The sequence below is a fragment of the Streptomyces similanensis genome (genome assembly GCF_039543625.1).
Taxonomy (GTDB): Bacteria; Actinomycetota; Actinomycetes; order Streptomycetales; family Streptomycetaceae; genus Streptomyces; species Streptomyces similanensis.
Genome location: NZ_BAABKC010000026.1, coordinates 82112 through 105557, shown reverse-complemented (window position 1 = coordinate 105557; position 23446 = coordinate 82112). Strand labels below are relative to the sequence as shown.

General features: G+C 72.4%; 28 protein-coding genes and 1 pseudogene. 20 read left to right on the top strand and 9 right to left on the bottom strand.

The window, feature by feature from the left end; all coding sequences use genetic code 11:
• Nucleotides 1–2 precede the first annotated feature (2 nt).
• The 4 genes from lipB (at nt 3) to ABEB07_RS09835 (ending at nt 3130) form a co-directional block, all read left to right on the top strand.
• Nucleotides 3–800, top strand: a complete 798-nt coding sequence (gene lipB, locus ABEB07_RS09850; protein ID WP_164585425.1) for a lipoyl(octanoyl) transferase LipB — start codon at nt 3–5, stop codon at nt 798–800.
• A gap of 157 nt (nt 801–957) precedes the next feature.
• Nucleotides 958–1893 (top strand): lipoyl synthase, encoded by a 936-nt coding sequence (gene lipA / locus ABEB07_RS09845; protein ID WP_345667912.1) that lies wholly within the window; start codon nt 958–960, stop codon nt 1891–1893.
• Between the two features lie 267 nt (nt 1894–2160).
• Nucleotides 2161–2361 carry an SCO2195 family GlnR-regulated protein gene (locus ABEB07_RS09840; protein WP_164585424.1) on the top strand — a complete coding sequence of 67 codons (201 nt, stop codon included), beginning with the start codon at nt 2161–2163 and terminating at the stop codon, nt 2359–2361.
• A 70-nt stretch (nt 2362–2431) separates the two neighbouring features.
• Complete coding sequence (locus tag ABEB07_RS09835; protein WP_176148669.1) at nt 2432–3130, top strand: DUF4191 domain-containing protein; 699 nt, start codon at nt 2432–2434, stop codon at nt 3128–3130.
• Between the two features lie 134 nt (nt 3131–3264).
• Here ABEB07_RS09835 and ABEB07_RS09830 read toward each other — a convergent pair whose 3' ends face one another.
• A complete protein-coding gene (locus ABEB07_RS09830; protein ID WP_345667901.1) occupies nt 3265–3732 on the bottom strand; it encodes an RDD family protein in 468 nt (155 codons plus the stop codon).
• Nucleotides 3733–3939: 207 nt separating this feature from the next.
• On the opposite strand from ABEB07_RS09830, the gene glnA reads away from it, so the two are divergent.
• Nucleotides 3940–5349, top strand: a complete 1410-nt coding sequence (glnA, locus tag ABEB07_RS09825; RefSeq protein WP_164585421.1) for a type I glutamate--ammonia ligase — start codon at nt 3940–3942, stop codon at nt 5347–5349.
• Between the two features lie 168 nt (nt 5350–5517).
• Here glnA and ABEB07_RS09820 read toward each other — a convergent pair whose 3' ends face one another.
• Together ABEB07_RS09820 and ABEB07_RS09815 are read right to left on the bottom strand one after the other, a co-directional pair.
• Complete coding sequence (locus ABEB07_RS09820) at nt 5518–6072, bottom strand: flavoprotein (RefSeq protein WP_345667899.1); 555 nt, start codon at nt 6070–6072, stop codon at nt 5518–5520.
• The gene (locus tag ABEB07_RS09815; RefSeq protein ID WP_345667898.1) at nt 6069–7355 is read right to left on the bottom strand and encodes a helix-turn-helix domain-containing protein; all 1287 of its coding nucleotides are present in this window, start codon (nt 7353–7355) and stop codon (nt 6069–6071) included. The genes ABEB07_RS09820 and ABEB07_RS09815 overlap by 4 nt, the downstream gene beginning before the upstream one ends.
• Before the next feature lie 92 nt (nt 7356–7447).
• On the opposite strand from ABEB07_RS09815, the pseudogene ABEB07_RS09810 reads away from it, so the two are divergent.
• Nucleotides 7448–7792, top strand: a pseudogene (locus ABEB07_RS09810) (ATP-binding protein); the annotation flags it as partial.
• A 172-nt stretch (nt 7793–7964) separates the two neighbouring features.
• Nucleotides 7965–8414 (top strand): hypothetical protein, encoded by a 450-nt coding sequence (locus tag ABEB07_RS09805; protein ID WP_345667911.1) that lies wholly within the window; start codon nt 7965–7967, stop codon nt 8412–8414.
• A 23-nt stretch (nt 8415–8437) separates the two neighbouring features.
• On the opposite strand, the gene ABEB07_RS09800 is transcribed toward ABEB07_RS09805, so the two are convergent.
• The 3 genes from ABEB07_RS09800 to ABEB07_RS09790 form a co-directional block, all read right to left on the bottom strand.
• Complete coding sequence (locus ABEB07_RS09800; protein ID WP_345667896.1) at nt 8438–8881, bottom strand: PIN domain-containing protein; 444 nt, start codon at nt 8879–8881, stop codon at nt 8438–8440.
• A complete protein-coding gene (locus ABEB07_RS09795; protein ID WP_345667895.1) occupies nt 8878–9144 on the bottom strand; it encodes a ribbon-helix-helix domain-containing protein in 267 nt (88 codons plus the stop codon). The genes ABEB07_RS09800 and ABEB07_RS09795 overlap by 4 nt, the downstream gene beginning before the upstream one ends.
• Before the next feature lie 133 nt (nt 9145–9277).
• Nucleotides 9278–9523, bottom strand: coding sequence for a hypothetical protein (locus ABEB07_RS09790; protein ID WP_345667894.1), 246 nt, complete (start codon nt 9521–9523; stop codon nt 9278–9280).
• A gap of 245 nt (nt 9524–9768) precedes the next feature.
• Here ABEB07_RS09790 and ABEB07_RS09785 point away from each other — a divergent pair, with 245 nt between their 5' ends.
• A complete protein-coding gene (locus tag ABEB07_RS09785; protein ID WP_176148675.1) occupies nt 9769–10032 on the top strand; it encodes an SCO2583/SCO2584 N-terminal domain-containing protein in 264 nt (87 codons plus the stop codon).
• A 58-nt stretch (nt 10033–10090) separates the two neighbouring features.
• On the opposite strand, the gene ABEB07_RS09780 is transcribed toward ABEB07_RS09785, so the two are convergent.
• Nucleotides 10091–10468 (bottom strand): winged helix-turn-helix transcriptional regulator, encoded by a 378-nt coding sequence (locus ABEB07_RS09780; RefSeq protein WP_345667893.1) that lies wholly within the window; start codon nt 10466–10468, stop codon nt 10091–10093.
• Between the two features lie 92 nt (nt 10469–10560).
• Here ABEB07_RS09780 and ABEB07_RS09775 point away from each other — a divergent pair, with 92 nt between their 5' ends.
• The 5 genes from ABEB07_RS09775 to ABEB07_RS09755 all read left to right on the top strand — a co-directional run bounded on the left by ABEB07_RS09775 (nt 10561) and on the right by ABEB07_RS09755 (nt 16116).
• Nucleotides 10561–11412 (top strand): SDR family oxidoreductase, encoded by an 852-nt coding sequence (locus tag ABEB07_RS09775; RefSeq protein WP_345667892.1) that lies wholly within the window; start codon nt 10561–10563, stop codon nt 11410–11412.
• Nucleotides 11413–11492: 80 nt separating this feature from the next.
• Nucleotides 11493–12416, top strand: a complete 924-nt coding sequence (gene htpX / locus ABEB07_RS09770; protein WP_176148678.1) for a zinc metalloprotease HtpX — start codon at nt 11493–11495, stop codon at nt 12414–12416.
• 2 nt (nt 12417–12418) lie between these two features.
• A complete protein-coding gene (gene pspAB, locus ABEB07_RS09765) occupies nt 12419–13003 on the top strand; it encodes a PspA-associated protein PspAB (protein WP_176148679.1) in 585 nt (194 codons plus the stop codon).
• A 92-nt stretch (nt 13004–13095) separates the two neighbouring features.
• Nucleotides 13096–14823, top strand: coding sequence for an alpha/beta fold hydrolase (locus ABEB07_RS09760; protein WP_345667891.1), 1728 nt, complete (start codon nt 13096–13098; stop codon nt 14821–14823).
• Nucleotides 14824–14937: 114 nt separating this feature from the next.
• Complete coding sequence (locus tag ABEB07_RS09755) at nt 14938–16116, top strand: winged helix DNA-binding domain-containing protein (RefSeq protein ID WP_345667890.1); 1179 nt, start codon at nt 14938–14940, stop codon at nt 16114–16116.
• Between the two features lie 67 nt (nt 16117–16183).
• Here the strand turns inward: ABEB07_RS09755 and ABEB07_RS09750 are convergent, their stop codons facing one another.
• Both ABEB07_RS09750 and ABEB07_RS09745 read right to left on the bottom strand, forming a co-directional pair.
• Complete coding sequence (locus ABEB07_RS09750; RefSeq protein ID WP_345667889.1) at nt 16184–16498, bottom strand: hypothetical protein; 315 nt, start codon at nt 16496–16498, stop codon at nt 16184–16186.
• Between the two features lie 195 nt (nt 16499–16693).
• Nucleotides 16694–17542, bottom strand: coding sequence for a polysaccharide deacetylase family protein (locus ABEB07_RS09745; RefSeq protein WP_345667888.1), 849 nt, complete (start codon nt 17540–17542; stop codon nt 16694–16696).
• 235 nt (nt 17543–17777) lie between these two features.
• Between ABEB07_RS09745 and ABEB07_RS09740 the strand changes: the two genes are divergently transcribed.
• The 7 genes from ABEB07_RS09740 to ABEB07_RS09710 all read left to right on the top strand — a co-directional run bounded on the left by ABEB07_RS09740 (nt 17778) and on the right by ABEB07_RS09710 (nt 23413).
• Nucleotides 17778–18140 (top strand): ArsC/Spx/MgsR family protein, encoded by a 363-nt coding sequence (locus ABEB07_RS09740; protein ID WP_345667887.1) that lies wholly within the window; start codon nt 17778–17780, stop codon nt 18138–18140.
• A 137-nt stretch (nt 18141–18277) separates the two neighbouring features.
• The gene (locus ABEB07_RS09735) at nt 18278–18985 is read left to right on the top strand and encodes an RlpA-like double-psi beta-barrel domain-containing protein (RefSeq protein ID WP_345667886.1); all 708 of its coding nucleotides are present in this window, start codon (nt 18278–18280) and stop codon (nt 18983–18985) included.
• Between the two features lie 176 nt (nt 18986–19161).
• Entirely contained in the window at nt 19162–20190 is a 1029-nt protein-coding gene (glnII, locus tag ABEB07_RS09730; protein WP_164585628.1) for a glutamine synthetase, read from the top strand.
• A gap of 288 nt (nt 20191–20478) precedes the next feature.
• The gene (locus tag ABEB07_RS09725) at nt 20479–20601 is read left to right on the top strand and encodes a hypothetical protein (RefSeq protein WP_275404886.1); all 123 of its coding nucleotides are present in this window, start codon (nt 20479–20481) and stop codon (nt 20599–20601) included.
• 120 nt (nt 20602–20721) lie between these two features.
• Nucleotides 20722–21330: a winged helix-turn-helix domain-containing protein gene (locus tag ABEB07_RS09720; RefSeq protein WP_176148686.1), complete on the top strand. Its 609-nt coding sequence runs from the start codon at nt 20722–20724 to the stop codon at nt 21328–21330.
• A gap of 188 nt (nt 21331–21518) precedes the next feature.
• Nucleotides 21519–22775: a sensor histidine kinase gene (locus ABEB07_RS09715; protein WP_345667885.1), complete on the top strand. Its 1257-nt coding sequence runs from the start codon at nt 21519–21521 to the stop codon at nt 22773–22775.
• Entirely contained in the window at nt 22760–23413 is a 654-nt protein-coding gene (locus tag ABEB07_RS09710) for a response regulator transcription factor (protein WP_345667884.1), read from the top strand. Before ABEB07_RS09715 ends, ABEB07_RS09710 begins: the two co-directional genes overlap by 16 nt.
• Nucleotides 23414–23446: the final 33 nt, after the last annotated feature.

Sequence of the window (23446 nt, the reverse complement as noted above, 5' to 3'; positions counted from 1 at the left end):
CCGTGAGTGAGCTGCGGTTCGTCCGCATGGGATTCGGTGCCGAGGCCGTGGACTACCAGGAGGCCTGGGACGAGCAGCGCCGGGTGCACGCCGCCCGGTTCGCCGACGAGATCCCCGACACCGTGCTGCTCCTGGAGCACCCGCCGGTCTACACCGCCGGCCGGCGCACGGCGGACAGCGAGCGCCCCCTCGACGGCACCCCCGTGATCGACGTCGACCGCGGCGGCAAGATCACCTGGCACGGCCCCGGACAGCTGGTCGGCTACCCGATCCAGAAGCTGCCCCGCCCGGTGGACGTGGTCGCGCACGTGCGCCGCCTGGAGGAGGCCCTGATCCGCACCTGCGCGGAGTTCGGCCTCGCGACCACGCGCGTGGAGGGCCGCAGCGGGGTGTGGGTGCTCGGCGACCCGGTCGAGCGGCGCCCCTCCCTCGGCGGCCTCTCCCTCGACTTCGACCCCCGGCTCACCGACGACGAGTTCGACCCGCGGCTCGACGGCCCCGAGTACGCCCCCTCCAACGCCGGCCAGCGCCGCGAGGACCGCAAGATCGCCGCCATCGGCATCCGGGTGGCCAAGGGCGTCACGATGCACGGCTTCGCGCTGAACGTGAACCCGGACAACAAGTGGTTCGACCGCATCATCCCGTGCGGCATCCGCGACGCCGGCGTCGCCTCGCTCGCCAACGAGCTGGGCCGCGACGTCGCCATCGAGGAGGTGCTGCCGGTCGTGGAGCGGCACCTGCGCGACGTTCTGGAGAACGCCGACCTCAAGCCGCGGGAGATCGAGAGGGCGACCGCCTGACCGGTCCCCGCCGAACCGGCCGCCCGGGGGAATGATCCCCGCACCCCTGAGGTTGGCCTCACGGACTGGGCGCAACAAACACGGGCGTACCCTGGTGTGCGCCGAAGAATCGAAGCTACAGGGAGCCGACGTGTCAGTCGCACCCGACGGACGCAAGATGCTGCGCCTGGAGGTCCGCAACAGCCAGACCCCCATCGAGCGCAAGCCCGAGTGGATCAAGACCCGGGCGAAAATGGGTCCCGAGTACACGAAGATGCAGAACCTCGTGAAGAGCGAGGGCCTGCACACGGTCTGCCAGGAAGCCGGCTGCCCGAACATCTACGAGTGCTGGGAGGACCGCGAGGCGACCTTCCTCATCGGCGGCGACCAGTGCACCCGGCGCTGCGACTTCTGCCAGATCGACACCGGCAAGCCCGAGGCGCTCGACCGTGACGAGCCGCGCCGGGTGGGCGAGTCCGTGGTCACCATGGACCTGAACTACGCCACCATCACCGGCGTCGCCCGCGACGACCTGGCGGACGGCGGCGCCTGGCTGTACGCCGAGACGGTGCGCCAGATCCACGCGCAGACCGCCGGACGCGAGGACGGCCGCACCAAGGTCGAACTGCTCGCCCCCGACTTCAACGCGGTCCCCGAGCAGCTCGCCGAGGTCTTCGGGTCCCGCCCCGAGGTCTTCGCGCACAACGTCGAGACGGTGCCGCGGATCTTCAAGCGCATCCGCCCCGGCTTCCGCTACGAGCGCTCCCTGAAGGTGATCACCGAGGCCCGCGACTTCGGCCTGGTCACCAAGTCGAACCTGATCCTCGGCATGGGCGAGACCCGCGAGGAGGTCAGTGAGGCGCTCCGGCAGTTGCACGAGGCGGGCTGCGAGCTGATCACCATCACGCAGTACCTGCGCCCGAGCGTGCGCCACCACCCGGTGGAGCGCTGGGTCAAGCCGCACGAGTTCGTCGAGCTGAAGGAGGAGGCCGAGCAGATCGGCTTCTCGGGCGTGATGTCCGGACCGCTGGTACGGTCCTCCTACCGCGCCGGACGCCTGTACCAGATGGCGATCGAGAAGCGGGGCGCCTTCGTGGCCTCCCAGGCGGTCTGACGCGCCGTCACCCCCGCGCCCGCCAGGGCGGCTGAGGGTGTGTGAATTCGCGCACAAGATCCTACCGATCAGTAGCGGCCGTGACGACGCGGCCCGGAACGTCGCCGCAGATGAGGGCGGCCGTCCGGGCCGCGTCGCCCGTTCGGCCCGCGCCGTCCGGGTTTCACCGGTGTTTGACCGGTCGGTCACGCCCTGGTAACACCGAACCGTGAGCCTGGACTCACACCCCGTACACACCGGAGCCCGTCACGAGGGGGGACCTCCACCATGCAGGCCGCGCCCGTTCGCGCCACCGCCATCCCGTCCGTCAAGGACGCACTCCGTGCGGTCGAGTCACTGCTGATGAGCGGTGGTCAGCGCACCGCCCGCCGCAACGCCTGGACCTCCGTCCTGGAGGACCGCCGCCGCGCCAAGGACCGCGTCGAGGCCCAGCGCGTCCTCGACCAGTTCCCCGCCGTACGCCCCTGAACCCGCCGCCGGGGATCTCCCCGGGCACTGCCGTCGTCGGGCGCCCCGCGGGCCACGTAGACTTCGTGGCATGGCGAGGAAGGAAACCGCAGCCGAGGCTGCCAACACGGGGCGACTGAAGCAGATCGCCCTGACGTACAAGATGACCCGCAAGGCCGACCCCAAGATCGGTCTTGTACTCGCGGCTGTCGGCATCGTCGTGCTCGGTGTCCTCCTCGGGATCGGCTTCCTGATCGGTCACCCGGTCTACCTCGGCATCCTGGGCCTGCTGCTCGCCGTCCTGGCGATGGCGATCGTGTTCGGGCGCCGGGCCGAGCGGGCCGCCTTCGGACAGATGGAGGGCCAGCCGGGCGCCGCCGCCGCGGTGCTGGACAACATCGGCCGCGGCTGGACGACCACCCCGGCGATCGCGATGAACCGCAGCCAGGACGTGGTGCACCGCGCGGTCGGCAAGGCCGGCATCGTGCTGGTCGCGGAGGGCAACCCGAACCGGGTGAAGTCCCTGCTGGCCGCCGAGAAGAAGAAGATGGCCCGCATCGTCGCGGACGTCCCGGTGCACGACGTGATCGTCGGCACCGGCGAGGGCCAGGTGGAGCTGAAGAAGCTGCGCACCACCCTGCTGAAGTACCCGCGCGTGCTGACCGGCCCGCAGGTCACCGCGACCAACGACCGGCTGCGCGCCCTGGGCGACCTGATGAGCAACATGCCGCTGCCGAAGGGCCCGATGCCCAAGGGCATGCGGATGCCCCGCGGCGGCCCGCGCCGCTGACGCCCGCCGCAGCACGCCTCGACGACGATGGGGGCGCCCGGATCACTCCGGGCGCCCCCATCGTCGTACGCACGCCGCACAGGCGCTGTACGCCCGCGCCGCCGGGGAACGGGCCCCCGGCGTCGGCTCTCGCCTCAGATCCGGACCTCCACCGTGCCCGCGAGGCGGTCGTGCAGGCCGCGGCCGTCGCGGTCCCAGACCAGCGCCGGGATCGCCACGCACAGCAGGACCGTGCGTAGCAGGGCGCGCAGCGGCCGCACGCCGCCGGTGCGCAGGGCGACCACGCGCAGGCCGAACAGCCGCTTGCCCGGGGTGCAGCCGACGGTGCCGACGGTGAGCACGCCGAGCACGAAGAAGATGAGCAGCGCCCAGTTGCCGGTCGCCTGGTCGTAGCCATGCGTGACCAGGCCGTATGCGATCAGCAGGCACAGGCCCCAGTCGACGGCGACCGCGCCCAGCCGCCGGCCCGGGCGGGCGATCGAGCCCGGTCCGTCCTCCGGCAGTCCCAGTTGTTCGCCCCGGTAACCGAGGTCGGCTCCGGCGTCCTCCATGGCGGCGCGCGGCCCGGACAGCCACGATCCCACTGCTTGCCTGTTGTCCACCCGACCACGGTACTGCGAGGCTGGAGGAACACGGTCCGCCGGGGTGTCCGCGGACGTGACCCCGCCCCGGCCGGTTAACTTCTGCGAAACAAATGGGTCACGCCCGAGAAATCACCCGTCCCTAGGGTCGAGGGAGCGTGTGCCACCGCACTGGCCGCACGAACGATCTACCACCCCGGCGGGACGGTCGGGAGTAGGAGGAGCTGGATGTTCCAGAACGCCGACGAGGCCAAGAAGTACATCGCGGACGAGGACGTCAAGTTCGTCGACGTCCGCTTCTGCGACCTGCCGGGCGTCATGCAGCACTTCACGTTGCCCGCCGAGGCGTTCGACCCCGACGAGGAGCAGGCGTTCGACGGGTCCTCGATCCGCGGCTTCCAGGCCATTCACGAGTCCGACATGTCCCTGCGCGCCGACCTGTCCACCGCGCGGGTGGACCCGTTCCGCCGGGACAAGACGCTCAACATCAACTTCTTCATCCACGACCCGATCACGGGCGAGCAGTACTCCCGTGACCCGCGCAACGTGGCGAAGAAGGCCGAGGCGTACCTGGCGTCCACGGGTATCGCCGACACCGCGTTCTTCGGCCCCGAGGCCGAGTTCTACGTCTTCGACAACGTCCGTTTCAAGACCGCCGAGAACGAGTCCTTCTACCACATCGACTCCGAGGCCGGCGCCTGGAACACCGGTGCGCTGGAGGACAACCGCGGTTACAAGGTCCGCTACAAGGGCGGCTACTTCCCGGTCCCGCCGGTCGACCACTTCGCCGACCTGCGTGCCGAGATCTCCCTGGAGCTGGGCAAGGCCGGCCTGAAGGTGGAGCGCCAGCACCACGAGGTGGGCACCGCCGGCCAGGCCGAGATCAACTACAAGTTCAACACGCTGCTGGCCGCGGCCGACGACCTCCAGCTGTTCAAGTACATCGTGAAGAACGTCGCCTGGCGCAACGGCAAGACGGCGACCTTCATGCCGAAGCCGATCTTCGGCGACAACGGCTCGGGCATGCACGTGCACCAGTCGCTGTGGAGCAACGGCGACCCGCTGTTCTACGACGAGGCCGGTTACGCGGGCCTGTCGGACACCGCCCGCTACTACATCGGCGGCATCCTCAAGCACGCCCCGTCGCTGCTGGCGTTCACCAACCCGACGGTGAACTCCTACCACCGCCTGGTGCCGGGCTTCGAGGCCCCGGTGAACCTGGTGTACTCGCAGCGCAACCGCTCCGCGGCGATGCGGATCCCGATCACCGGCTCCAACCCGAAGGCCAAGCGCGTGGAGTTCCGCGCGCCCGACGCCTCCGGCAACCCGTACCTGGCCTTCTCGGCGCTGCTGCTGGCCGGTCTGGACGGCATCAAGAACAAGATCGAGCCGGCCGAGCCGATCGACAAGGACCTCTACGAGCTGGCTCCCGAGGAGCACGCCAACGTCGCGCAGGTCCCGACCTCCCTCGGCGCGGTCCTCGACCGCCTGGAGGCCGACCACGAGTTCCTCCTCCAGGGCGACGTGTTCACGCCGGACCTGATCGAGACGTGGATCGACTTCAAGCGCACCAACGAGATCGCCCCCCTCCAGCTCCGCCCGCACCCGCACGAGTTCGAGCTGTACTTCGACGTGTGACGCGGCCCCGGGTGAGAGCGGTTCTCCACTCTGACCTGGACTGCTTGCAGGCCGACGGCCGGGTCCCTCCGCACCGGAGGGACCCGGCCGACGGCCTTTTCGCGCCCGGCATCCCGAACGAGTCGCTCACCGCCGAGTCGGATGCGGCTCTGGTCGGCGGGTGACGCCTCATGGCCTCGGACCGAGCCGCGGCGCCAGCAGGTCCAAAGCCTCCTCCCACCGGAAGTGCTCCGCACCGCCGCCGGCCTTGGGTCGGTGGGGCTCATAGGTGCCGATCAGGACGTCCATCTCCCGCAGCCCTGCCAGGCTCCGCCGGTAGGCGGGGTGGGCCGCTTGGGCCGCGTTCAGATAGGGCAGAACCGCGACCGGGATGCCTATGCCGTACGCCTCGCACAGGATGCCGAGAGCGAGGGTGTCGGAGATACCCGCCGCCCATTTGTTGATCGTGTTGAAGGTGGCCGGGGCGACGGCGATGGCGTCGGCAGGGGGCAGGGGACGCGCTTCACCGGGGGTGCGCCAGGCGGAACGGATCGGGTAGCCGGTCTGCTCCTGGACGGCCTGGACGTCGAGGAAGGCCAGCCCTTGCGGAGTGGCGACGACCCCGACGTCCCAGTTCCGCCCCTGCGCAGCCGTGATCAGCTTGCCGACGTCGGCGGCGATGCCGCACGCGCAGACGACGACGTAGAGGAAGGGCTTCTCGCCCGTGGCTGTCGGCTCGGTCACGCGGGGACCTCCAGTCGGCGGCTGAACTGATGCAGCTCAGGAAGGCTACGGCGATGAGCGCGGGCGGCCATGTCGGCGACGAGGTCCCGTACGGCCTGGCGGCGGACGTCCTGTGCGGCGCACGTCTCGGCGATGCGCAGGGCCCGGTAGCCGTCGGCAAGGCGCCCCTGCTGGCTGTAGGCGCGGGCGGTCTCCACCCACAGCGCGGCCCGGCGCTCGGGGACGGGGATACGGCGGCGCGTGAGCGGACGGGCTGCTCGGAGTGCGAGGCCGGCGTCGCCCCGGGCCACCAGTGCGCTCACTTCATGGAGGTCCACGTTGACGGAGTCGAAGTTGGCCCAGGCGCCCGGCCGGTCGAGCGAGACATACCGCGCCACCTCTCTGGCCTCCGTGAGGAACTCCTCCGTGGCGGCACGGTCACCCGCACCACTGGCCGCGGTCACACCGCGCAGGAGCAGCAGGCCGACAGCCGCGAGGTACTCCGGAGGGCGGCGGTCGTAGGAGCCGGTGAGCTGGTCCGCGGTGTGGTGCACGAGCACGACGGCCTGGGACTGGTGCTTCTCCCGGGCGAGGACGTGAGCCTGTACGCGGACACTCGATGCGAGGATCAGCGGGTCGCCGGAGCGTTCGGCCTCGGCCATCGCACGGCCGACGGCGAGCCAGGCGGTCCCTTGGTCGTGCCGCTTGAGCAGCAGACTGGTCGCGGTCTGATACGCCGTGGCGAGGAGCGACGAGAGCTCGTCCGTAGCGCTTCCGCCGCTGCTTCGCCTGTCGTCTCCGGCCAGTCGCAGGTCGGCGATCAGGCCCGGCAGCATGCGTTCCAGCGCCTTGTAGTCACAGGTGTGGAAGAGCCTGCGGGCCTCGCCCACGCGTTCACGCAGGACGTCTGTATCGAGCGAAGCGGCGGAGCCTGCCGGGACTGGTCCAGGAAGGAGTACGCGGACGAGTTGGTCGTCGGCAGTGGCTGATGCGGCGGGCGGCACGAGAGCCGCGACGCCGGAGGCGAGGAACGTACGACGTTGCATGACCTCTGTTCTTGAATCGGCAGCGGAGGCATCGGGGGCGGACGTGAGTCCCAACTGTGCCGGAGGGATGCCGAGTTCCCGTGCGACAGCCCGCAGGACGCGGACGTCCTCCACACCGCGTCCGCTCTCCAGGCGGCTGACCTTGGACTGGTGGTAGCCGAGCGCTTCGGCGACGTTCTTCTGCGAGCGCCGCTGCAACACCCTTGCCCTGCGCATCACTTCACCGATCCGCCGGGCCTCGCCGCCTGCTTCGGCCATCTGCCACGGCTCCTTCCGCTGCCGCCGATCCTGCCAAGGCAACGGCGCTCGGACCAGTCGGGTTTCGCTTCGATGCAGCTCTTGCATACCCCATGCTCCAGCCGCGCATCACCCGAACGGACACAGCGGCCCACTGGTTCCTTGGGGTGGCACCAGCATCGCCACCACCGCAAGGAAGGTCACTCATGGCAGTACACCGGCTCGCTCTGTCCGTACCGGCCACACCGCACGCGGTCACCGTCGCGCGGCACCAGGCGGTGGACGGGATACGGCACTGGGACGCGGAACTGGACGACGAGGTGCTGCACACCGCCGCCCTGTTGATCAGCGAACTGCTCGCGAACGCGGTGCAGCATGCCGGCGCCGACGGGATCCGCCTGGCCTCTCACCTCACCGCGACCGCCCTGCGCATCGAGGTCAGCGACTCCAGCCCGCTGCCCCCCCCTGCCCGGCCTTCCGGACGAGGACGCCGAGAGCGGGCGCGGCCTGCTGCTGGTGGCCGCTCTCGCCGACCGGCACGGCGTCGAGCCGACCCCCACCGGAAAGCAGTGCTGGGCCGAGATCTCCCGGCCTGCCCCGCCGAAAACGGAAACAGCCGATCCCCTCCCCCTGGGTCCGGGCAACGCCGCAACCGGCACCGTCAGGCTTCGACCCGGCTACTGGTGCGAGTGCTGGACCGAAACCGTCAGAGGCGGCACGGAGGGGCCGGTCCTCGTGGCGTCCTTCGACGCATACACGGCATCGCAGGCGGACCGATGGGTGTCCGTCACACTCCGCGTGATCTCACCGGCCCTCGACGCAGACGCCTCGGACGCTGCATGGACCTGGCTCTACGACGACCGCATCGAGACGCGTCGGGCCCTGCTCCGCCGTGAACCCTGCACGGTGACCATCAGACACTCGAACACCCGCATCACCTGGGCGATCCGCCCCGTGCTCCACCTGCCACTCGCCCACAGCGAAGCCGCCACACACCCCGCGTCCGCGATACAGCAGCGAAGCACAGCAACTCCAGCAGCCGACAGCACCCCGCACCGGACGCCGCGGGTTTCCAGCTAACCGGCCTGAACTCCGCCGACCGGTCAGATCGGAAGATCGTCGGGGAGTACCCGGAACGCCTTGTGGTGGCCCAGGGGGCGTACGGCCCGGAAGTCTCGTCGGTCGAGGGTGAGGATCGCGTCGGTGTCGTAGTCGGCGGCGAGCGCCACGTTCACCGCGTCGGCGAGGTCGAGGTCCAGCGCGCGGTAGCGGACACGGACGGACTGGGCGGCGCCCAGGTGGTCCTCCGTGATCTCCGGCATGACGACTCGGCCCCGCGTCATCCAGCGCCGCAGGTCGTCAACCGCGCTGAGGGCGGCTTCCCTGCCGAGTTCACGCGTCGCCACGTGATCGAGTTCGGCCAGCAGGAGCGGGGACATCACCAGCAGGCCCGCTGCCATGATCGCCTCGTTCGCCGCCCGGTGTTCCGGATGAGCCGAGTCCAGGGCGGCCAGGAGGCCGGACGTATCGGCGATGACAATGATCACGCGGCGGATCCGTGACCCGAGCCGGTCTCACGCCGGACGGCTTCCGCGACCGTGTCGCGGACCTCCGATTTGGACAGCGTGCTGCCCGGCCCCTCGAACGTCCGGGAGAACAGCGGTTCGTCCCAGACCCGGTTCGCCATGGCCGCGAGGTGGATGCCCTGGCGGATGATCTCGGCCTCGCTTATGCCCCGGCGCTTGGCGGCCTCCTTGATGATGGCCAGGTCGTCGGGGTCGGCGTAGACGTTGGTGCGCTTCATGGACATGTACCAAGCGTAGTCCATGTACCAGGTTGATGGATGTGGGGCGGGGCAGGCCGGAGACCTGGCTCCGTGCCGCACGGCTGAGGGCCGCCGCCCCCTGGAGGGGGACGGCGGCCCTCGTTCGTCGTGGGCGGGGTCAGACGATGATCACGACGGTGCTGCCGCCGCCGTAGCCATAGCCGTAGCCGTAGCCCGGGCCGTAGAAGCCGCCGCCGCGGCCGCCGTAGCCGCAGTTGCTCCACCAGCCGCCGCAGCGGTAGCTCGTGGTGGTCGGGGCCTTGTCCGGCGTGGCGGCGGAGGCCGTGCCGGCCGCCGCTCCGCCCGCCAGCAGTACGCCGGCGACGGTCGCCGCGAAGAGGCGCCTCACGCGTGGTGCTTTCATGAGATTCCTTCCTTCCACCCACTCGTGCCGCTTCGGGGTGTTCGGGGAACGTGACGGAAGCCGCGGCCGCAGCGCGATCACTCCTCATCGAGGCTAGCCGTCCCCCGTCCGCGCGGCATCTTGAGCCGAACGAGGGACCGCCGGCGGACTTCGTTCCGCCGTGCAACCTTCCGGCGCTTCGCGCGTCTCCTACTGACGGGAGACGATCCCTCGGCGGCGTATCAGGAGCGGAAGAGGCAACGGGGATGAGCGAACACGGGGACGTGCAGGGCGAGTTCGAGTTCGATCACCGGTGGGCGGAGGCCGCCGAGCACAAGGAGCCCTCCGCCCGGGCGCGGATGCTCGCCGCCCGCTGGAAGGAGAACCCGCCCGGCCCGGTGCCGTTCCGCGGCGAGGTCGGCCCGGTCACGCCGCGCCGCTCGTCCTGGATATCCACGGCCGTGGTCCTCGGCTGCGTCGCCGCGGTGATCGTCCTGCTCGGCTACGCCCAGACCCACGGCCTGCGCTGAGCACTCGGCCCGCGTGAAGTACTCGGCCCGCGCTGAGCACTCGGCCCGCGTCAAGTACCTACGTACCGGGCGCGGTGTCCGCGGACAGCCGGTGGGTGATCCGGTCGAACAGTTCGGTCAGCGGCTCGCCCACCTCGCGGCCGAAGTCGGTCAGGCCGTAGGTGACCTGGGGCGGGGTGGTCGGCTCGACCTTCCGCCAGACCAGGCCGTCCTGGACCAGGACCCGCAGGGTCTGGGCGAGCATTTTCTCGCTGATGCCGTGGATGCTCTCGCGCAGCTCGAAGAAGCGCAGGTCGTTGCGCCGCAGGGAGATCAGCACCCAGACGCCCCACCTGCTGGTGACGTGGTCGACCATGTCGCGCGCGGGGCAGTCGGTGTGAAACACGTCATACCGGCCCCCTGACTCGGTCCCTCTGTACTGCGACCCTCCCGCCATGCCATGAGCTTACCTTCAGGTATGTCCTTACGGAAAGTTAGCCCGCCCTCCTACCGTCGGAGCCACCGAGGACATCCGACGAGGAGCTGATCATGATCGTGGTGACAGGGGCGACCGGGAACGTGGGCCGGCCGTTGACGCGGGCGCTGACCGAGGCGGGACAGCAGGTGACGGCGGTGTCCCGGCACACGGCGGCGGTGCCGGACGGCGTCCGCCATCTGACGGCCGACCTGGCCAGGCCGGCCGAGCTGAAGCCCGCGCTGGCCGGGGCGGCGGCGCTCTTCCTGCTGCTCTCCGGAAACCTGCACGCCGCCGGGCACCGCCCCGCCGATCTCATCGCCGAGGCCGCGGCGGCCGGGGTACGGCGGGTCGTGCTGCTCTCCAGCCAGGGCGTGGCGACCAGGCCCTTCGGGCCGACGCGGATCGCACTGCGCGAGCTGGAGGACACGCTGCGCGCATCCGGTCTGGAGTGGGCCGTCCTGCGGCCGGGCGGCTTCGCCTCCAACGCCCTGTGGTGGGCTGAATCCGTCCGTGCGCAGGGGCTCGTCGCCGCGCCCTTCGGCGACGTCGGCGTACCGATCGTCGACCCGGCGGACATCGCGGCGGTCGCGGCGGCCTGCCTGCTGGAGGACCGGCACGCCGGCGGTGTGTACGAGCTGACCGGCCCCGAGGTGATCACACCGCGCCAACAGGCGGCCGCGATCGCCGACGCGCTGGGCACGCCGGTGCGGTTCCACGAGCTGACCCGCGCCGAGGCCAGGGCCGCCATGAGCCGGGTTATGCCGGCCGAGCTCGCCGACGACACCCTGGACATCCTCGGCGCGCCGAACCCGGCCGAACTGCGCGTCGGCCCGGACGTCGAGCGCGTCCTCGGCCGCGCCCCGCGCCCCTTCTCCGCCTGGGCCGCCCGCAACGTCGCCGCTTTCCGCGCGGACCGGGTCTAGGCCGTACGGACCATTCGCCCCGGGCGGCGGCAGGTGCACACTGGAGTCGGGACGAGTGCCTGACTGCGGGGTGATGCAAGATGCAGAGCCGCTTCCGGAGCGACCGGCGGCTGACCGTGCGCATGGGGGTCACGCTGTTCCTGCTCGGGTTGCTGTACGTGGCGTTCGTCGCCGCGTTGATCGTGTTGCTGAAGTCCTGGGTGCTGGTCGTGGTGGTCGCCGCCGCCGCCCTGCTCGCCCAGTACTGGTTCTCCGACCGGATCGCGCTGTTCGCGATGCACGGCCGGGTGGTGGAGCGGGACGAGTACCCGGAGCTGCACGCGGTGGTCGACCGGCTGTGCGCGATGGCCGACATGCCGAAACCGGTGGTCGCCGTCTCCAACGTGGACATGCCCAACGCGTTCGCCACCGGGCGCAATCCCGACAACGCCGTGGTCTGCGTGACCACGGGGCTGCTGCGCCGGCTCGAACCGGCGGAGCTGGAGGGCGTGCTCGCGCACGAGCTGTCGCACGTGGCGCACAAGGACGTCGCCGTGATCACGGTCGCGTCCTTCCTCGGCGTCATCGCGGGACTGGTCGTGCGGTTCGCCTTCTACTCGGAGCTGTTCGGCGGCCGGGGCCGCAAGGACCAGAACACGGTGGCCGTGTTCGCCATGGTGATGGCCGTCTCGGCGGCCGTCTACGCCATCAGCTTCCTGCTGATCCGGGCGCTGTCCCGGTACCGGGAGCTGGCCGCGGACCGGGCGGCGGCCCAGCTGACCGGGCGGCCCTCGGCGCTGGCCTCCGCGCTGACCAAGGTCACCGGTGACATCGCCCGGATCCCCTCCGAGGACCTGCGCACCGCGCAGGCCTTCAACGCCTTCTACTTCACCCCGGCGCTGGGTTCCGAGCCCGGCGTCGCCCGCCTCTTCTCCACCCACCCGAGCCTGGAGCAGCGGCTCGCGCAGCTCGGGCGGATCTCCGCCGAGCTGGGCGAGGCCGCCGCGCCGGGGAAGGCGGGCTGAGGATGGGGCTGCTGGACATCCTGCTCGGCCGTACGAAACCCGCCCCGCCCGATCTCGACCAGTTGTTCGGGCTGCCGTCGGCCGCGGTGACGCTGGAGGCGGCGGCCGGCTTCACCCCGACCGGGCAGGGCGCGGTCTGCTTCGCCACGGTCGAGGGCGCCGCCTTCGCGCAGGCCCACCGCGAGGCCCAGGCGCTCCTGGACGCCGACGCCGGCCGCACCGGGCCGCCGGTGGAGCGCGTCCAGGACGCCTACGGCTACTCCTGGCTGGTCTCCCGCCGCGCCCCCGACCAGCTGGTCGAGCTGGTCAACGACCTGCACGCGGTGAACAGCGCCCTGGAGGCGAGCGGCTTCGGCCCCCAGCTGCTGTGCTCCCTAGCCGGCTTCCACGACGACACCGGCCGCCGGCTGGCGCTGGTGTACCTGTACAAGCGGGGTTCGTTCTACCCGTTCGCCCCGCTGCCCGGCCAGGCGCAGCGGCGCGACAACGCCCTGGAGATCCAGCTGAAGGGAGTCCTCGCCGACGACCTGCGCATGGAGGAGGACCTGAGCCGCTGGTTCCCGGTGTGGGGCGCTCCGGGGCTGTGAGCCCGCCCTGGTCGCTCCGCCGGACGGGGACGCCTTCGGCGATCTTCCGCATACGGCCCTCTCGCCGCGCGCCGCGTGCGTGAATGGGTGCCATGAGCACGACGTCCGCGCACCTCGTCCCCTTCCTCCCCTTCCTCCACGACCACGACGGCGAACAGCTCAGCGGCGTGCACACCCCCGGCGGCCCCGATGGTGCGCCGGACGCGCGGCCCACCGTCGTACTGCTGCACGGCGCCGGAGCGGGCCGCAAGGAGCGGCTGCTGCCGCTGCTCGCCGAGTTCGCCGGCCGCGACTGCCGGGGTCTCGCGTTCGACTTCTCCGGGCACGGCGGCAGCAGCGGCGCGCTGCGCGAGCTGAGTCTGCGCCGGCGGTTCGAGCAGGCGGTGTCGGTGATCGACGCGCACACGCCGGCCGGCGGGCCGCTGGTCCTGGTCGGGTTCAGCATGAGCGGGCAGACCGCGGCCGATCTGGTCCGGCACTACGGACGGCGGGTGGCGGCCCTCGGCCTCGCCGCGCCCGCGGTGTACGCGGCCGCCGCGTGGGACGTGCCGTTCGGCGACGGGGACGGGCCCTTCAGCGCCATCATCCGGCGGCCCGGGAGCTGGCGTAGCGCGCCCGCGCTGGACGCCCTGCGGGCGTACGCGGGCCGGGCGGTGCTCGTCGTGCCCGGCACGGACGCCGTCATCCCGCCCGCCGTCACGGAGGCCGTGCAGGACGCCCTCGCCGCCCGCGCCCAGTACAGCCGTCTCGACCTGCCCGAGGCCGATCACGGGCTGGGCCAGTGGCTGCACGACCGGCCCGGCGCGCGACGCGAGCTGGTGACGGCGCTGCTGACCGGGTTCGGCGACGGCGGCTGGACGGCGACCAGGGCGTGGGTGGCCGCGCAGCTGCCGCCGGGCCGCGCGGTCACCGGCAGGAGCGCGCTGCGCGGCGGCTGGAGCTCCCAGATGCGGGCGCTGACGCTGGACGACGGCGCGTCGCTGGTGCTGCGGACGTTCGTGAAGCCGTTCTTCCGCCGCCACGCTCCCGCCCTGCTGGCCCGGGAGGCCACCGTCCTCGCCCTGCTGGCCGACCGGGACGGCGTCCCGGCCCCGCTGCCCGTCGCCGTCGACGCGGCCGCCGAGCACTGCGACCACCCCAGCCTGCTGATGACCAGGCTGCCGGGCCGCGTGCGAGTGGACGAGCGGGATGAGCGGGACGAGCGGGGCGAAGGAGACCAGGGGGGCGAGGGGCGCGAGGGGTCTGACCTGGGCCGGCGGCTGGATCTGCTCGCCGCGCAGCTCGGGCGCGTCCACGCCGTCGTACCGGACGCGCGGCCGCGCCGCTACGAGGCGTGGACGGCGCCGGAGCGGGTGCAGGCGCCGCCGGGGGCGGTGTGGGAACGGGCGGTGGCGGTACTGCGCCGCGAACCGCCCGCGTACGAGGGCTGCTTCCTGCACCGGGACTACCATCCGGGCAACGTGCTGTTCTCCGGGGACGGCGCGGACCTGCGGGTGTCCGGGGTCGTGGACTGGGGGGAGACCTCCTGGGGTCCGGCCGACCTGGACGTCGCCCACTGTTCGACCGCGCTGGCGCTGCTGCACGGCCCCGAGCACGGCCTCGGGTTCCGGGAGCGGTACGAGGCCCTCGGCGGACGGCGTCTCGCCGACGGGCCCGACCATCTGTACTGGCGGCTGCTGGACGCCCTGCACTACTGCCCCGACGCGGCCAAGCTGGCCGGGCCGTGGCGCGAGCTGGGCCGCACCGACCTCACCCCCGAGGTGCTGGCCGACCGGCTGGCGGCGTACGTGAGCGGGCTGCTGGAGCGCTACGGCGGCTGAGCGCGGGGGCCGTCGTGCGGCTGCGGTGCGGGGCGGATGTCAGTGGGGTCGGCGAGGATGCCGTAGGGACGATGACGGCGCGGCGGCGGATGGCGCGGGACCGAGGGGGCATCCATGGGAGAGCGGCACATCGGCGTGGTGGAGCGGCGGGCGCGGCTGGCGCTGCGGCACGGGCTGGCCGCCGGGGCGGGCGCGGCGGGCCCGGAGGAGGTCGCCGACCGGCTGGTGGCGCTGCACGGCTCGGACCCGACGACGGTGTTCCTGGGGGTGGGCGCGCGGCTGACGGACCCGGCCCAGGCGGTGTCCGCGACCGAGCGGGCGCTGTACGAGGACCGCACGCTGGTGCGGATGCACGGCATGCGCGACACGGTGTTCGTGTTCCCGGCCGCGCTGACGGCCGTGGTGCACGCGTCGACCGGCCTCGCCGTGGCCGCCCGCGCCCGGGCCAAGCTGGTCAGGGACATGGCGGCGGCGGGCGCGCCGGACGCGGCCTGGCTGAAGGAGGTCGAGGAGTCGGCGCTCGCGGCGCTGGCCCGGCGCGGCCAGGCCACGGCGGCCGAACTCGCCGAGGACGAGCCGCGGCTGCGCGAGCGGTTCGCGTACGCGCCCGGCAAGAGTTACGAGGGCGTGCACACCGTCTCCTCGCGGCTGCTGCGGCTGCTGGGGGTGGAGGGCAAGGTGGTGCGGGGCCGGCCGCTCGGCTCCTGGACGTCCACGCAGTTCCGCTGGGCGCTCGCGCCCGCGCACCGGGAGCTGGACGTCGCGGACGCGCAGCGCGAACTGCTGGGGCGCTGGCTGGCGGTCTGCGGCCCGGCCACCGAGGCGGACCTGAAGTGGTGGACGGGGTGGCGGGCCGCGGAGGTGCGGCGGGCGCTCGAAGCGCTGGGCGCGCGGCCGGTGTCCCTGGACGAGGGCACGGGGTACGTGGTCGCGGGCGACGCGGAGCCGGTGACCGCGCCGGAGCGGCCCTGGGCGGCGCTGCTGCCCGCCCTGGACCCGACGGCGATGGGCTGGCAGCAGCGCGACTGGTACCTGGCGCCCGGGCTGCGGCCCGCGCTGTTCGACCGCAGCGGCAACGTCGGTCCGACGGTGTGGTGGAACGGCCGGGTGGTCGGCGGCTGGGCGCAGCGGCCGGACGGCGAGATCGTCTGGCGGCTGCTGGACGCCGAGGGGCTCGGCCGGGAGGCGGAGACCGCCGTCGCGGAGCGGGCCGAGCTGCTGCGCCGGGCGCTGGGCGGCACGCGGGTGACGCCGCGCTTCCGTACGCCGCTGGAGCGGGAGTTGGCGGCCTGAGGCGTCCGCGCGCCGGGCGGCCGCACCGCGCCGGGCGCCCCTCGGGAGTGGGGCGCCCGGCGGCGGGTCAGCGCGCGTAGCGCATCAGGGCCCGCACCATGTGGCAGGTGGTGGCCGACGGCGGGTGTACGCCGATGAGTTCGGCGGTGCTGCGGATCGTCTCGTCGCGGGCCTGGACCGGCAGGTGGACACCGGAGTCGAGCAGGGCGATGGCGAGCCGCATCGCCTTGAGGCGGCGGTTGTGCGTGACGTACCACTCGCGCGGCCGGCCGGCCGGCAACGGCGTTTTGGACAGCGGCTCGTAGGGCGAGTCGAGCGGGACGGAACGCCTCGCGGTGGACTGGGTCGGCAACGGCCTCGGCTTCAGTGCGGCAGCGGGCACGGGCATCCTCCTGTCGCGTGCGGGCGCCGCGCGGACCCCCCGGCGACCCCCTCGAACACTGCTTCCAGTGTACTGCCGGACACTGACATCCGGGGGGTCACGGGGAGGAGTAAATTACCTGGTGGGGACGTGAATTTGTGCTCCGTCACCCGTGTGCCGCGTGAGGGTTCTGAGGCGGCGGAAAATCGAACACGGCTAGCGTGCCGGCGGTTGGATGTAGTCCTCCAGACGGGCCACCGCGAAGCCCTGTTCGCGTATGTGCCGCAGCATGTTGGCGAACATCTCCGTCATCGTGGTGCCCTTGAGTTCACTCGGCCCGCGGAAGTGGGCGAGGATGATGTCGCCGGGCCGCAGCTTCTTGTCGGCCGTCTGGTACTGCATGTTCTTGATCTGCATGGACTCCCGCCACCAGACGATCGCCCGGGGCCCGCACTCGGCCACGGCCGTCCTGGTGCGCGCGTCGTACGCGCCGTAGGGCGGGCGGAACAGCAGCGGCGCGACGCCGTACCGCTCGGTGAGGATCCGCTGGTCGCCGCAGACCTCCTCCTTCTGCCGGGCGAGCGGGAGGGTGTTCATCACCGGGTGGTGCAGGGTGTGGTTCTGGATGTGGTCGCCCAGCGCCTGGAGCGGTTTGAAGTAGGCGTAGTCCGACTTGACGGCGTCGTTCATCAGGAAGAGCGTGATCGGTATCTTCAGGTCCCGCATCATCGCTATGAATTTCGGGTCCTTCTCCTGCCCGTCGTCGACGGTGATGAAGACGACCTTCTTCGAGGTCGGTATGTGCGCGAGGACCGGGACGGGCCCGGTGGCGGAGAGTTTGACGGGCTTGTCGGCCGGGGGCTCCGGAGCGGCGGGCAGCGGCTTGAGACCCCACTTGCGCCAGGTCGCGGCGCTGACTCCCGGCGCGGCGCGGTGGGCTCCGCCCGGGGACGCGGAGGGGTGGGCGGAGTCGGTGGCCCCGGCCCGGCCGCCGCCGCTCCCGCCGCCCCCACCGCTTCCGCCGTCGCCTCCGCAGCCGCCCGCCGTCAGGGCCACGGCGACCACGCCCGCCAGCGCCCCGTACCGCCGCCGACGGGACCCGCCCGGACCACTCCAGCCCCCTCGGCCGGACCCGCCCGCCCGGTCCGTCTCGCCGCCCGTCTCGCCCGTCCCGCCGCCCGTCCCGTTCCGTCCGTCGCGCCAGCTCATCGCCGGTCCCCCTGTGCCTGCCGTGCCGATCTTGGTCAGGGGAACGGTACGCGTACGGATGGGACAGGTGTTCGGTGGCTACCGTGGGCGCATGGAGATCTGGATCAACCCCGCCTGTTCCAAGTGCCGCAGCGCCATCGGCCTGCTCGACGCCGAGGGCGCCGACTACACCGTCCGCCGCTATCTGGAGGACGTGCCGACCGAGGACGAGATCCGGGCGGTGCTCGAACGGCTCGGGCTGGAGCCCTGGGACATCACCCGCACCCAGGAGGCCGAGGCGAAGGAACTGGGGCTGAAGGAGTGGCCGCGGGACACCGGTGCGCGAGCCCGCTGGGTCACCGCGCTGGCCGAGTACCCGAAGCTGATCCAGCGCCCGATCATCACGGCCGACGACGGCTCGGCGGTGGTGGCGCGCACGGAGGACGCGGTGCGCGACGCCCTCGGCCGCGGCTGACCCGCCCGGCCACTCGCCCACTCGCCAACTCACCTGTGACACAGGTTACTTCGGCCGGTGCGCAGGCGGGCTGAGCAACCCCGTTCGGCCTCCCGTACATAGCGGCGTACGCTCCCCCAGCCCTTCAGGAGGCGCGCATGTCGCGCAGGAGAACGCTCGGCACGAAGAAGAGGATCGCCCTGCTGGCCGGTGCGGCGGCGGTGGCGGGCAGCGGGGCCTTCGCCCTGGCGGCCACCTCCCGTGCCGCCCAGCCCGAGGCCCCGCACACCCTGTCCGCCGGGGACTCGACGGCCTGTCAGGGGCTGGCCACCGCCCTCGGCGACAACCAGGGGTTCATCGACGGGCAGCGGGCGCACCCGGACGCGCAGTCGGCGGCCCGGATCGCCAACCGCGAGGCGGTCATCGAGGAGATCAAGCGCAAACAGGCGGCGTCCGGCTGCCCGGTCGGGGAGTCGGCTCAGGATCCCCCAGCGGGCCCGCAGGCGCAGAACGGCGGGCAGACGCCGGGAGGCGGAGCACAGACCGGCGGAGAGCGGAGCGCGCCGCCCGCGCAGAACGGCGGGACCGGGAGCGGGACCGGGAGCGGGAGCGCCTCCGGGCAGCAGGTCTGCGCCGGCTCCACCGTCACCCTCTCCGGCGAGGGCGGCGCCCCGGCCGCCTCCAGCGACCGGTTCCCGGCCGGTACGACGCTGAAGGTGACCAACCTGGACAACGCCAAGTCCACCACGGTCAAGGTCACCTCGGTCTCCGGCAGTTGCGTCCTGCTGAACGACGCCGCCTTCGAACAGGTCCGCGAGCCCGGCAAGTTCCTGATCCGGCACGCGCGGATCGAGAAGGTGGGGTGAGGCCCGGACCGGTGTGAGACGGGCCACGGCCACCGCAGGTAACACGGGGTTCACACTCGGGCAACCGACGGGAAATCGGCCGTTGACATGCTGCCCGCATCAACGGCGGCGCCCCGGTGCCGCAGCGCCGCAGCACCCGCGAGTGCGCCCGAGCGAGACCCTGAAGGACGTGGCCCGTGAGCTTCAAGGCTGAGTACATCTGGATCGACGGCACCGAGCCGACGGCCAAGCTCCGTTCCAAGACGAAGATCCTCGGCGACGACGCCAAGGGCGCCGAACTGCCGATCTGGGGTTTCGACGGGTCCTCCACCAACCAGGCCAAGGGCCACGCCTCGGACCGCGTGCTCAAGCCGGTCTTCACCTGCCCCGACCCGATCCGCGGCGGCGACGACGTCCTCGTCCTGTGCGAGGTCCTGAACATCGACATGACGCCGCACGCGTCCAACACCCGTGCCGCGCTCGCCGAGGCCGCCGAGCGGTTCGCCGGCCAGGAGCCGATCTTCGGCATCGAGCAGGAGTACACCTTCTTCAAGGGCGCGCGCCCGCTCGGCTTCCCCGAGGGCGGCTTCCCGGCCGCGCAGGGCGGCTACTACTGCGGCGTCGGCTCGGACGAGATCTTCGGCCGCGACGTGGTCGAGGCGCACCTGGACAACTGCCTCACGGCGGGCCTCGGCATCTCCGGCATCAACGCCGAGGTCATGCCGGGCCAGTGGGAGTTCCAGGTCGGCCCGCTCGCGCCGCTGGTGGTCGCCGACCAGCTGTGGGTGGCCCGCTGGCTGCTCTACCGCACCGCCGAGGACTTCGGCGTCTCCGCCACTCTCGACCCCAAGCCGGTCAAGGGCGACTGGAACGGCGCCGGCGCGCACACCAACTTCTCCACCCGGGCGATGCGCGAGGGCTACGACGCGATCATCACCGCGTGCGAGGCGCTCGGCGAGGGCTCCAAGCCGCTGGACCACGTCAAGAACTACGGCGCCGGCATCGACGACCGCCTCACCGGCCTGCACGAGACCGCCCCGTGGAACGAGTACTCCTACGGCGTCTCCGACCGCGGCGCCTCGGTGCGCATCCCGTGGCAGGTCGAGAAGGACGGCAAGGGCTACATCGAGGACCGCCGGCCCAACGCCAACGTCGACCCGTACGTCGTGACGCGGCTGCTGGTAGAGACCTGCTGCACCGCGCTGGAGAAGGCCGGCCAGGTCTGATCCCCGGCCGCGAGGCCGTGACGGGGCGCTCACCGCCAGGTGGGCGCCCCTTCCGCATGCCCGCGGGGACCCTTTCCGCCTGCCCGCGGGGATCCGGTTCCGCACGCGTCCGGCGTCCAGCCGTCCACACTGTGGGACGGCCCCTCGGGCCCGGCCGTCCGCGCCGAAGCCCTGATCGGCCCGGATGCCTGGTCGAGCGACCCACACGGCGTCAACTTCACGCCAAGGAAACGTCCAAGCAGTGAGAGGAGGGTCCTCGCCGGGCCGGGTCTCTGCTTCAATGGAGGCATGGCCGGTATCCAGAAGCAGCACGCGACAGGTCGCCACGACCTGGAGCCGTTCTGGCCGTCCCGTCAGCACCACGACTTCGACCGGGTGTGTTGCCGCGCGACGAACGCGCGGGCCCTCTAAAGCCGTACACCCCGGCCTTCGGCCAGCGCGCAACGACGTACGTCCCGCGGCGCGCCCCGACCACGAATCGCGGCCGTCGCTCCTTCCGACGAACTCCTCGCGCGAAAGAGCTGACCTCTCATGGCGACCACTCGTTCCCTGACCACCGCCGCCCTCCCCGCCCCCGACCCCGCGCCCGCCGCTCCGGCCGCCGCACCGCGGCACCGGCTGCGAGCCGTGGACCGGGACGAGGTGGTGGACGTGGCGGACTTCCTGCCGCCGGGCGCCACCTGGCTGCCCGCCCCCCAGCACACCCTGCCGGTCCTGCCCGGCCGGCCGCCGATGATCGGCTACCTGGTCCTCGTCCCGGCCGACCAGCAGCCGCACCTCCCGCCGGTGGCGGTGCCCGACCAGCCGCGGCCCGAGGAGGAGCGGGCGGCCGCCGCCGAGGCCGGCGAACCGCTGGTGCGCATCGACGCGGCCCGCCGCACCGCCCAGGTAGCCGGCCGCCAACTCGACCTGACCTACCTGGAGTTCGAGCTGCTGGCGCATCTGGTCGCGCATCCGCACCGGGTGCATACCCGCGACCAGCTGGTCACCACCGTCTGGGGCTACGGCCATGTGGGCGACGGGCGCACCGTCGACGTCCACGTCGCCCGGCTGCGCCGCAAGCTCGGCGCCGAGCACCGCAGGACGATCCAGACCGTGCGGCGCGTGGGCTACAAGTACGCCCCGCCGACCGCCGGCTGACCGCCCGCCGCACCCGGCCAAGCCCGTCCGTAGACCTGCCGTGGACCTGTCCGTCCGCCCACCGAGTGAGCGGACGGAGGGTGGCGTCAGGTACACCCCCGGCCGGGTGCCGTCCCCCTGACCCGCGCCGCGCGCACCCGGCAGACTGGTCGCGAACCGGGAGGGGTGGGGCCATGCATGGGGCACGGATGAGGAACGCGCTGGTGGCGGGCGGGCGAGGACTGGCGCTCGCGCTGATGGGGTGGACGGGGTCGCTCGCGCTCGGCGTGCTGGCCGTGCTGTCGATCGCCTTCGTCCCGCTGGGCGTCGGCCTGCTGACCACCCCCTCGGTCCTGTTCCTGGTGCGCGCCCACGCCGAGCGGCGCAGGCGGCTGGCCGCGCGCTGGTCGGACGTGCGCATCCCGGCCGCCCGCTACCGTCCGCTGCCGCCGGCCGCGGGCGGCGGACCGCTCGCCGGGCCGCGGCTGACCTGGCTGCTGCTGGGCGACCCCGCGACCTGGCGGGACCTGCGCTGGCTGTTCGTGGACGAGGTGGCGGGCGCGGCCGTCGCCGTCCTCGCGCCCGGCATGCTCGCCGAGGGCGTGTTCGGCATCCTGGTCGCCGTCGGACTGTGGCGGCCGCTGGTGGCCGCGGACGGCACGTACTGGTACCAGTTCGTGCCGGTCACCGGGCAGGTCTCCGCCCTGGCCGCGGGCGTCGTCGGCTGCGGCTGGCTGGCCGCCGCGCTGCGCTGGAACCCGGCGCTGGTGCGCGCGCACTTCCGGCTCACCCGCGGCCAGCTCGCCCCGTCGGACGCGGACGCGCTGAACCGCCGGGTGGAGGAGCTGACCGAGACACGGCGCGACGCCGTCGACACCTCGGCCGCCGAGCTGCGGCGCATCGAACGCGATCTGCACGACGGGGCGCAGGCCCGGCTGGTGGCCATGGGCATGGACCTGGGCACCATCGAGGCGCTCCTCGACAAGGACCCGGAGCAGGCCCGCCGGCTCGTCGCGCAGGCCCGCCAGAACTCGGTGGCGGCCCTCGGCGAGCTGCGCGACCTGGTGCGCGGCATCCACCCGCCGGTCCTCGCCGAACGCGGACTGGGCGACGCCGTACGGGCGTTGGCGCTGCGGCTGCCGCTCGCCACGGAGGTGAGCGTGAACCTGCCCGGCCGCGCCGAAGCGCCGGTGGAGTCGGCGGCGTACTTCGCCGTCAGCGAGGTGCTCACCAACGCCGTCAAGCACTCCGGCGCGGACCGGATCTGGGTCGACCTGCACCACGCCGACGGCATGCTGCGCGTCGCCGTCACCGACAACGGCGCGGGCGGCGCCGTGATCACGCCGGGCTCCGGGCTGGCCGGGGTCGAGCGGCGGCTCGGTACATTCGACGGCATCCTGGCCGTCAGCAGTCCCGCGGGCGGTCCCACCATGGCGACCCTGGAGATTCCGTGCGCGTTGTCCTAGCCGAAGATCTCTTCCTGCTGCGCGACGGGCTGGTCCGGCTGCTGGAGGCCCACGGCTTCGAGATCGTGGCGGCCGTCGAGTCCGGGCCGGAACTGGACCGTGCTCTGGCCGAGTTGAATCCTGACGTGGCGGTGGTCGACGTACGGCTGCCGCCCACCCACACCGACGAGGGGCTCCAGTGCGCGCTGCGCGCCCGCCGGGAGCGGCCGGGCCTGCCGGTGCTGGTCCTCTCCCAGCACGTGGAGCAGCTGTACGCGCGGGAGTTGCTGGCGGACGGCAGCGGCGCGGTGGGCTACCTGCTCAAGGACCGGGTGTTCGACGCGGCCCAGTTCGTGGACGCGGTACGCCGGGTCGCGGCCGGCGGCACCGCCATGGACCCGCAGGTCATCCAGCAGTTGCTGGCCCGGCGCGCGGACCGGGACCGGCCGCTGTCGCGGCTCACCCCGCGCGAACTGGAGGTGCTGGAGCTGATGGCGCAGGGCCGTTCCAACACCGCGATCGCCGCTCAACTCGTCGTCACGGAGCGGGCGATCGCGAAACACACCTCCAACATCTTCGCCAAGCTGGGACTTGAGGTCTCGGACGACGACAACCGGCGCGTGCTGGCCGTCCTGGCGCATCTCGACCGGGACGGCTGAGCCCGCGGTCGATCCGTGTTCCGGTTGAACACC